Below are 9,402 nucleotides of genomic sequence, written 5' to 3' on the forward strand. Positions count from 1 at the left end.
GGTCAGTCGATTCCGTGGCTCTGGAGCCACATCTCGAGAAGTCCCAGCTGCCACAGCTTGTTTCCGTTCAACGGGGTCAGTTCGGCGTTCGGGTCGGCGAGCAGCGCGTCGACGTAGTCGGTGCGGAACAGGTCGCGGCGGCGCGCCTCGGGCGCGGTGAGCGCGTCGCGTACCCGGTCGAGGAGCTTGTCCTCCAGATGGGTGAGGCCCGGGACGGGGAAGTAGCCCTTCGGCCGGTCGATGACCTCGTGCGGCAGGACCCGCCGGCCGATCTCCTTGAGCACGCCCTTGCCGCCCTGGGCCAGCTTCAGCTCCGGCGGGCAGCTCGCGGCCAGCTCTACGAACTCGTGGTCGAGGAACGGCACGCGGGCCTCCAGCCCGTGCGCCATGGTCATGTTGTCGACCCGCTTGACCGGGTCGTCGGTGAGCATGACCTGGGTGTCGATGCGCAGGCCGGCGTCCACGGCGGTCTGCGCCCCGGGCCGGCCGAGGTGCGCGGCCACGAACTCCCGCGCCGGGTCGCCGTCGGCCAGCCACGCCGGGTTGAGCACCCGGGCCAGGCCGGCCGCGTCGCGGTCGAAGAACGCCTTCGCGTACGTCTCCAGCGCCCGCTCCCGGTCGACGTCGGCGAGCGGCGGGTACCAGTGGTAGCCGCCCAGGATCTCGTCCGCGCCCTGACCCGACTGGACCACCTTCACGTGCCGGGCGACCTCCTGGCTGAGCAGCCAGAACGCGACGCAGTCGTGGCTGACCATCGGTTCGCTCATCGCCGCGACGGCGGCCTCCAGCGGCGGCAGCAGGTCGCCGGTGGGCACCCGGATCTGGTGGTGGTCGGTGCCGAAGGTCTTCGCGACCAGGTCGGAGTAGACGAACTCGTCACCCTCCCGGCCGCCCACCGCGTCGAAGCCGATGGAGAAGGTGGACAGCCCCGACTGCCCCTCGCCGGCCAGCAGCGCGACCACCAGGCTGGAGTCGAGCCCGCCGGAGAGCAGCACGCCCACCGGCACGTCGGCCACCATCCGGCGGCGGACCGCGGTGGTCAGCGACTCCAGCAGCGCGTCCTGCCAGTCCCGCTCGGACCAGCCGGCCCGCTCGCTCGCACGGGTGAAGGCCGGGTCCCAGTAGACCCGGTCGTGGGCGGTGCCGTCCGGCTCGTACACGCGGATCGTGGCCGGGGGGAGCTTGGCGACGCCGCGCAGGATGGTCCGCGGCGGCGGCACGATGCTGTGGAAGCTCAGGTAGTGGGCGAGCGCCACCGGGTCGATGCCGGTGTCGACGCCGCCGCCGGCCAGCAGGGCCGGCAGGGTCGAGGCGAAGCGCACCACGCCGGGGCTCTCGGCCAGGTAGAGCGGTTTGATGCCGAGCCGGTCCCGGGCCAGCACGAGGCGGCCGGTGTCGCGCTCGCTGATCGCCACCGCGAACATGCCGACGAGGTGGTCGACGAAGTCGAGCCCCCACTCGGCGTACGCCTTGACGACGACCTCGCTGTCGCCGGCCGAGAAGAAGCGGTGCCCCCGGGCCTGCAACTTCTCGCGCAGCTCGCGGTAGTTGTAGATGCAGCCGTTGAAGACGCCGGTGAGCCCGGCGGCGGCATCGACGAGGGGCTGACCGCTGGCGGCCGAGAGGTCGATGATCTTCAGGCGGCGGTGGCCGAGGGCCACCGGCCCCTGGGACCAGACCCCACTGTCGTCCGGGCCCCGGTCGCTCATGGTGGCCGCCATCCGCTCCACCGCCGCGACATCGGCCCGCGATCCGTCCCGTCGGAACTCTCCTGCCAGTCCGCACATGCCCGGCAATGCTGCCAGACGATGTTGCAGTTCGCCTGTTGAGCTGATGTCGGGGGAGTTACGGCTTTGCTAGGATGCGCGCCCACGTCGAGCCGACGGCTGGCCTGCGCGAAGATCCGATGGCCGGGCGGGCCGGGTGCCCGAATCGGACCGGGCCCGCGGTGTGACAAACACCGCAGGCCCGGGAAACGCCCGTCGAGTCGGTCAGCCGGCGGTGCGCGCCACGCCCACCGGGCAACTCAACCCGTTGGGGCCGTGGTTGCAGTACCCGTTCGGGTTCTTCGTCGGAGCCAGGTACTGCTGGTGGTAGTCCTCGGCGAAGTAGTAGTCGCCGAGCCGGGCGATCTCCGTGGTGATCTCACCCTTGCCGGCCCGCGCCACGATCGGCGCGAAGGCGTCCCGCGAGGCCTGCGCGGTGGCCAACTGCTCGTCGGTGGTCACGTAGATGGCCGACCGGTACTGCGTGCCCACGTCGTTGCCCTGGCGCATGCCCTGGGTCGGGTCGTGGTTCTCCCAGAAGACCTTGAGCAGGTCCTCGTAGCTGATCTGCGACGGGTCGTAGACCACCTGGACCACCTCGGCGTGCCCGGTCATCCCCGAGCAGACCTCCTCGTACGTCGGGTTCGTGGTGTAGCCACCCGCGTAACCGGCCGACGTGGTGAGGACGCCGGGGAGGGTCCAGAACAGCCGCTCGGCACCCCAGAAACAGCCCATCCCGAAGACGGCGACCTGCGCACCCTCGGGGAAGGGGCCCTTCAGCGAGGACGGCAGCACCTCGTGCCGGTCGGCGATCGGCATGGCGATGGGGCGACCCGGCAGGGCCCGGTCGGGGGAGATCATCTCGGCCTTCATGCGGCGAAGGAACACGGTGGGACTCCTCTCTAGGCTTTCCCAGCGTGTGCAACAGCGCCGGTCCCCGGTTCCTTACCCGAGGGTCCCGGCCTCAGGCGAGCGCGGCGGCCATCCGGCCCGCGAAGTCCTCGGCCTCCGCGTCGTCGGCGTAGCGGGTCCGCGGCCAGAAGAAGCCGCGCAGCCCGTCCCCCTTCGTCCGGGGCACGACATGGGTGTGCAGGTGGGGCACCGACTGGGACACCTTGTTGTTCATGGCCACGAACGTCCCACCGGACCCCAGGCCCGCCTCCACGGCCACGGCGAGCCGCTGCACCAGCCGGAAGTAGCCGGGCAGCGCGTCGGCCGGCAGGTCGGCCAGGGTGACCAGGTGGGTGCGCGGCACCACGAGCACGTGGCCCTTGAACACCGGCCGGGTGTCCAGGAAGGCCACCCCGTCCGCCTCGTCGGCGACCCGGAACGCCGGCACCTCGCCCGCCACGATCCCGCAGAACACGCACCCGCTCACCCCGCCAGGCTAGGCGCTGACGGCGGGTTCCGGGCGGTGGGGCGGGCGGGCGGACTAACGTCTCGGGAATGAGTCACGGCTTCGAGACGCTCGCCATCCACGCCGGTCAGGACCCGGAGGCCCGCACCGGCGCGGTGATCCCGCCGATCTATCAGACCAGCACCTACGCCCAGGACGCCGTCGGCGCGCCCCGGGAGGGCTACGAGTACAGCCGCTCCGGCAACCCGACCCGGGACGCGCTCCAGGAGTGCCTGGCGGCGCTGGAGGGCGGGCCGGTGGGGCTGGCCTTCGCCAGCGGCCTGGCCGCCGAGGACACCCTGCTGCGGACCGTCTGCAAGCCGGGCGACCACGTGGTGATCCCGGACGACGCGTACGGCGGCACCTACCGGCTGTTCGCCAAGGTGGCGGAGCGCTGGGGGCTGGAGTACACCCCGGCCCGGGTCTCCGACCCGGACGCGGTGCGGGCCGCGATCCGCCCCGGCGCCACCCGGATCATCTGGGTGGAGACGCCGACCAACCCGCTGCTGGGCATCGCGGACATCGCCGCGCTGGCCGCCGTCGCGCACGACGCCGGCGCGCTCCTGGTGGTCGACAACACCTTCGCCTCGCCCTACCTCCAGCAGCCGATCGCGTTCGGCGCGGACGTGGTGGTGCACTCCACCACCAAGTACATCGGCGGACACTCCGACGTGGTCGGTGGCGCCCTCGTCGCGGCCGACCGCACGCTGGGCGAGGAACTGCGCTACCACCAGAACGCGATGGGCGCGATCAACGGTCCGTTCGACGCCTGGCTCACCCTGCGGGGCATCAAGACCCTCGGGGTACGCATGGACCGGCACTGCGACAACGCCGAGCGGATCGCCGCCTACCTGGACGGTCACGCCAAGGTCGCGCAGGTCATCTACCCGGGCCTGCCCGCGCACCCGGGCCACGAGGTGGCCGCCAAGCAGATGCGCCGGTTCGGCGGGATGATCTCCTTCCGGGCGGCGGGCGGCGAGGAGCACGCCGTGGACATCTGCAACCGGGCGAAGCTCTTCGTGCTCGCCGAGTCGCTCGGCGGGGTCGAATCCCTGATCGAGCACCCGGGCCGGATGACACACGCAAGCGCTGCCGGCTCGCCGCTTGAAGTTCCCGGCGATCTCGTGCGACTGTCTGTCGGCATCGAGACGGTCGACGACCTGCTCGCCGATCTGGAGCAGGCGCTGGGCTGACCGCTGGCTGGGGAGGATGGCCGTGCAGGACATCATGCCGACGACCTGGGTGGGGGCGACCGCCAAGCAGATCGCCCGGGGCGTACGCCGGGGTGACGTCTCCGCCACCCAGGTCGTGGCCGACCACCTCGACCACATCGCCCGGGCCGACGCCGAGCTGGCCGCGTTCCGCTCGGTGCGCGGCGGCGAGGCGATCACCGAGGCGGAGAAGGTCGACGAGCAGGAGGACCTGGCCAACCTCCCCCTGGCCGGCGTGCCGGTCGCGGTCAAGGAGAACACCGCGGTGGCCGGCCTGCCGACGTGGAACGGGTCCGCCGCGATGCGTACCCCGGTGGCGGAGGCCGACCACGAGGTGGTCCGCCGGCTGCGCGGCGCGGGCGCGGTGATCCTCGGGGTGACCCGGATGCCGGAGCTGGGCCTGTGGGCCCTCACCGACGACGAGACCGGGGTGACCCGCAACCCCTGGGACCCGGCGCGGACCCCCGGCGGCTCCTCCGGCGGCGCGGCCGCCGCGGTGGCCGCCGGGCTGGTGCCGATGGCGCACGGCAATGACGGCCTCGGCTCCATCCGCATCCCCGCCGCCTGCTGCGGCCTCGTGGGGCTCAAGCCCGGCCGGGGCGTGGTGCCCTGCCAGCTCGGCGCGGACGACTGGTTCGGCCTCACCGAGCACGGCGTGCTGACCGGCACGGTGGCCGACGCGGTGGTCGGCTTCTCGGTGCTGGCCGGGCGCCGCCCGGACAAGCTGGTCCCGCCGCCGCGGCTGCGGGTCGGCGTCTCGCTGCGCTCCCCGGTGCGCGGCGTCTCGCCGGACGCGCCGAACCGCGACGCGGTCGCCGCCGCCGGCCGGCTGCTCGCCGCCGCCGGGCACGACACCGTTCCCGCCGACCCGGTCTACCCGACCCGGCTCGGCCTGCAGGGCATCGCCACCTGGTTCGCCGCGGCCGCCACCGAGGTGCAGGCCGCGGGCGTGGAGCGGCGCGGCCTCCAGCGGCGCAGCCGCCGGCACGTCGCGCTCGGCGAGTGGGCGCAGCGCCGGGGGTACGTGCGCGAGGCCGACCGGGCCGCCTGGCGCGACCGGTCGGTGAACTTCTTCGCCGACCACTCGGTCGACCTGCTGCTCACCCCGGCGCTGGCCAGCCCGCCCCCGGAGGCCGCCGGCTGGTCCGGCCGGTCCTGGATCGCGAACATGAAGGCCAACATCCGGTACGCCCCGTACGCGGCGCCGTGGAACATCGCCGGGCTGCCGGCGATCGTGGTGCCGGTCGGCCGCCGCCCGGACGGCCTGCCGGTCGCCGTGCAGTTCGTCGGCCCACCCGGCTCGGAGCTGCTGCTGCTGGGCGTCGCCGGGCAGTTCGAGATGCAGGCGCCGTGGCAGCGGCACGCCCCCGGCTATCCCCGGGTCGGGACGGGGTCGCCGGCCCACACATGATCGTCTAGCGTGTGCGCACCTCTTCCCGCGCACACCCTCCGGACGGTCACCGATGCACTGCCAGACCTGCGGGGACGCCCTGTCCCCGGCCGACAACGAGTGCCCGCGTTGCGGCACGCTCCCCGGTCAGCCCGCGGTGCTGCCCGGCGTGTCCACGTACCCCGTCCGCGGCCTCGGCACGGCGGCCGCCGTCGCGGTCGGCGCGGCGACCGTGCTGTACCTGCCGGGCGCGCTGTTCCCCCTGGTGGGGGTGCGGGTCGCCCGCGCGGCCGCCGAGCAGGCCGACCGCGACCTGCTGATCGGCGCGGCGGTGGGCGAGGGGCTGCTGGTCCTGCCCTACCTGGTGGCCCTGCTGGTGGCGGCCGTCCTGGTCATCGTCTGGACCTGGCGGGCGCGGAAGAACATCGAGGCGTTCCCGGGCGCCCAGCCGGCGCTGGGTCCCGGTTGGGCGATCGCCGGCTGGCTGGTGCCGATCGCCAACTTCGTCGTGCCCGCCCGGGTGGTGGCGAACGTGGCCCGCAACAGCCTGTGGCGGCGGAACACGACGGTGCTGGTCGGCGTCTGGTGGGCGGCCTGGCTGGTGTTCACCATCGGCGACCGCATCGTCAGCCAACGCGAGGAGCAGCGGTACGCCCGGCTGACCGAGTGGCCCCGCAACGACGTGGAGTTCGGCACGTACGTCCGCTTCTACCAGGACGCGCTGGGCCCGCGGCTGATCCCCGTCGCCCAGCAGGACCGCATCGCCCGGGCGGTGCCGGCCTGGCCGGTCCACCCCGGCTGGCCGCTGCCCGGTGCCGTCCTCCCGGCGCCCGCCGCCGCCCCCGGCTACCCGGCGCAGCCCGTCACCGGCGTGTCGCCCCAGGTGGCGTCAGCTCCGTCGGTGACGTCGCCGCAGGTTCCACCGGGCCCGGGTGGCACGATCGGGGCATGACGGAACTGGTCGGTCTCGCCGACGTACAGGCCGCGCGGGAACTGCTCGCCGGCGTCACCCGCACCACCCCGCTGGAGCCGTCCCGGCCGCTCAGTGCCGCTCTCGGCGGGCCGACCTGGTTGAAGTGCGAGAACGTGCAGCGCGCCGGGTCGTACAAGGTGCGCGGCGCGTACGTGCGGATCTCCCGGCTCTCCGCCGAGGAGCGGCAACGCGGGGTGGTCGCGGCGAGCGCCGGCAACCACGCCCAGGGGGTCGCGCTCGCCGCCGGCCTGGTCGGCACGCACGCCACCGTCTTCATGCCGGTCAACGCGCCGCTGCCGAAGGTGGCCGCCACCAAGGGGTACGGGGCCCAGGTCGAACTGGTCGGCAACACGGTCGACGAGTCACTGGTGGCGGCGCAGACCTTCGCCGAGCGGACCGGGGCCGTGTTCATCCACCCGTTCGACCACCGGGACGTCATCGCCGGTCAGGGCACGGTGGCCCTGGAGATCCTCGAACAGTGCCCGGATGTGAAGACCATCGTGACCGGGGTGGGCGGCGGCGGGCTGATCTCCGGCCTGGCGGTGGTCGCCAAGGCGCTGCGCCCCGACGTACGCGTCATCGGGGTGCAGGCGGCGAGCGCCGCCGCCTTCCCGCCCTCGCTGAAGGCCGGCGAGCCGGTCCGGCTGCCCTTCTTCTCGACGATCGCCGACGGTATCGCGGTCGGCCGCCCCGGCGAGCTGACCTTCACCCACGTCCGCAAGCTGGTCGACGAGATCGTCACGGTCTCCGAGGAGGACATCTCCCGGGCGCTGCTGATGCTGCTGGAGCGGGGCAAGCAGGTGGTGGAGCCGGCCGGGGCGGTCGGCGTGGCGGCGCTGCTGGCCGGGGTGGTGGAGGTCCAGGCGCCGGTGGTGGCCGTGCTGTCCGGCGGCAACATCGACCCGCTGCTCATGCTGCGGGTGATCGAGCACGGCCTGGCGGCGGCCGGCCGCTACCTGCGGGTCACCGTCCGTTGCACGGACCGGCCGGGTCAGCTCGCCTCGCTGCTCAGTGAGATCGCCGAGCACCGGGCCAACGTGGTCGACGTGGTGCACCAGCGGGCCAACCCGCATCTGCGGCTCGGCGAGGTGGAGGTGGCGCTGTCGGTGGAGACCCGCGGTGTCGAGCACTCGGACACCCTGATCAGCGCCCTGCGGGCCAGCGGCTACCAGGTGGTCTTCGCCGGCGAGGGGTGAGCCCTGAGACGCGACCGCCCCGGCCGGACGGTGCCGGTCGGGGCGGTCGGGTGTTCCGGCTCGGGTCCGAGGAGCCTGTCAGCCTCGGTCGGGTCGGACCCGAGCCATCCGGCGCGGGTCCGGTTGGCGGTCAGCCGGAGAACGGCTCGAACTTGACGACCGTCACCTTGATGTCGGCCCCGCTCGGGGCCGTGTAGGTGCAGGTCTGGCCCGCCTTGCCGCCCAGGATCGCCTTGCCGAGCGCCGACTCGGGGCTGTAGACGGTGAGGTCGGTCGTGGAGGCGATCTCGCGGGAGCCGAGCAGGAAGGTCTCCGTGTCGTCGGCGTCGTCGTCGAAGTAGATCGTCACGACCATGCCGGGCGACACCGCGTCGGCGGTCGGGGCCTCGCCGACCTTGGCGGTGCGGAGCAGCTCCTTCAGGTAGAGGATGCGGCCCTCCGCCTTGCCCTGCTCCTCGCGCGCGGCGTGGTAGCCGCCGTTCTCCCGCAGGTCGCCCTCCTCGCGCCGGGCGTTGATCTCGGCGGCGATGGCCGGCCGGTTGGCGATGTGCTCGTCGAGCTCGGCCTGCAGGCGGTCGTACGCGTCCTGGGACAGCCAGGTGGCGGGCGCCTCGTTGTCATTGGTGGACACAGGCGATCTCCTCGGTTGGTGCGGACTGGCTGACAGGTGAACAACCAATTTACCAGTGCGGGCCACGCCGGGGTGTCGCCGATCACCCCGGGTGCCGGCCGTGGGACCCGGGGTGCGTGTGTCCCGGCGACCCGCCGGGCGCCCGGCTCAGCCGGCCGGTCGGCAGCGCAGCACCTCGCCGATGAAGGGCCGGGCGCTGGTGGGCACCTCCTGCCGGGCCCGGACGTGGCGCTCGCCGGGCGGGGCGGTCACCGTGGCCTCGACGTGGCCCACCTCGGCGCCGTCGTGGGAGCGGGCCCGCAGCAGGCAGGTCGCCGAGCCGCCCTCCGGCACCGTCACCCGGAAGTCGACCACCACCCGGGAGTCGGTGATCCCGGTGTAAGTGATCATCTCGGCGCGGTAGTCGGGATCGCCGTACTGGCTGTAGAGCCGGGCGGCGACCAGCCCGAGGAGCGCCAGCAGGACGGCCCCCACCAGCACGAGCAGGAGGGGACGGCGGCGCCCCGGCTCCCGGCGGCGGCCGTAGCGGCCGGGCGGGAAGACCGGCGCTTCCGGGGGGACTGTGGCGTGCGTCTCGCTCACCGGCGGGTATCTCCTGGCGTTGTTGTCGGCGGCATCGGCAAGAATGGCAAAGTCCATCTTCCCAGCCCGGCGCTGAGTCAAGAATGGCAGGTCGGCCCCGCCGCCGATCGGCCAGCACGGGGGCTTTCGCGGGCGCGGGGGGAGATTCCGGCAGGTCAGCCGGGCGGGCCCGCAGCAGGCAGGTCGCCGAGCCGCCCTCCGGCACCGTCACCCGGAAGTCGACCACCACCCGGGAGTCGGTGATCCCGGTGTAAGTG

General features: G+C 73.5%; 9 protein-coding genes. 4 read left to right on the plus strand and 5 right to left on the minus strand.

What is annotated here, in order from left to right:
* Positions 1-2: 2 nt before the first annotated feature.
* From F8274_RS06025 to F8274_RS06035, 3 genes are all read right to left on the minus strand, one after another.
* On the minus strand, positions 3-1,787 hold the full coding sequence (locus F8274_RS06025) for an N-acetylglutaminylglutamine amidotransferase (protein ID WP_151461279.1): 1,785 nt from the start codon (positions 1,785-1,787) through the stop codon (positions 3-5).
* A gap of 204 nt (positions 1,788-1,991) precedes the next feature.
* The gene (msrA, locus tag F8274_RS06030) at positions 1,992-2,654 is read right to left on the minus strand and encodes a peptide-methionine (S)-S-oxide reductase MsrA (protein WP_151461280.1); all 663 of its coding nucleotides are present in this window, start codon (positions 2,652-2,654) and stop codon (positions 1,992-1,994) included.
* A 76-nt stretch (positions 2,655-2,730) separates the two neighbouring features.
* On the minus strand, positions 2,731-3,144 hold the full coding sequence (locus tag F8274_RS06035; RefSeq protein ID WP_151461281.1) for an HIT family protein: 414 nt from the start codon (positions 3,142-3,144) through the stop codon (positions 2,731-2,733).
* Between the two features lie 68 nt (positions 3,145-3,212).
* Between F8274_RS06035 and F8274_RS06040 the strand changes: the two genes are divergently transcribed.
* The 4 genes from F8274_RS06040 to ilvA are packed head-to-tail and all read left to right on the plus strand — an operon-like array spanning position 3,213 to position 7,932.
* A complete protein-coding gene (locus F8274_RS06040; RefSeq protein WP_151461282.1) occupies positions 3,213-4,355 on the plus strand; it encodes a cystathionine gamma-synthase in 1,143 nt (380 codons plus the stop codon).
* A 16-nt stretch (positions 4,356-4,371) separates the two neighbouring features.
* Positions 4,372-5,784 carry an amidase gene (locus F8274_RS06045; RefSeq protein ID WP_151461283.1) on the plus strand — a complete coding sequence of 471 codons (1,413 nt, stop codon included), beginning with the start codon at positions 4,372-4,374 and terminating at the stop codon, positions 5,782-5,784.
* Between the two features lie 52 nt (positions 5,785-5,836).
* Positions 5,837-6,715: a DUF4328 domain-containing protein gene (locus tag F8274_RS06050; RefSeq protein WP_151461284.1), complete on the plus strand. Its 879-nt coding sequence runs from the start codon at positions 5,837-5,839 to the stop codon at positions 6,713-6,715.
* Positions 6,712-7,932, plus strand: a complete 1,221-nt coding sequence (ilvA, locus tag F8274_RS06055; protein WP_151461285.1) for a threonine ammonia-lyase — start codon at positions 6,712-6,714, stop codon at positions 7,930-7,932. The genes F8274_RS06050 and ilvA overlap by 4 nt, the downstream gene beginning before the upstream one ends.
* 130 nt (positions 7,933-8,062) lie before the next feature.
* Here ilvA and greA read toward each other — a convergent pair whose 3' ends face one another.
* Both greA and F8274_RS06065 read right to left on the minus strand, forming a co-directional pair.
* The gene (gene greA, locus F8274_RS06060) at positions 8,063-8,563 is read right to left on the minus strand and encodes a transcription elongation factor GreA (RefSeq protein ID WP_151461286.1); all 501 of its coding nucleotides are present in this window, start codon (positions 8,561-8,563) and stop codon (positions 8,063-8,065) included.
* A 147-nt stretch (positions 8,564-8,710) separates the two neighbouring features.
* Positions 8,711-9,145, minus strand: coding sequence for a DUF4307 domain-containing protein (locus tag F8274_RS06065; RefSeq protein WP_151461287.1), 435 nt, complete (start codon positions 9,143-9,145; stop codon positions 8,711-8,713).
* Between the last annotated feature and the right edge of the window lie 257 nt (positions 9,146-9,402).

It is taken from the genome of Micromonospora sp. AMSO31t, assembly GCF_008868175.1.
Taxonomy (GTDB): Bacteria; Actinomycetota; Actinomycetes; order Mycobacteriales; family Micromonosporaceae; genus Micromonospora.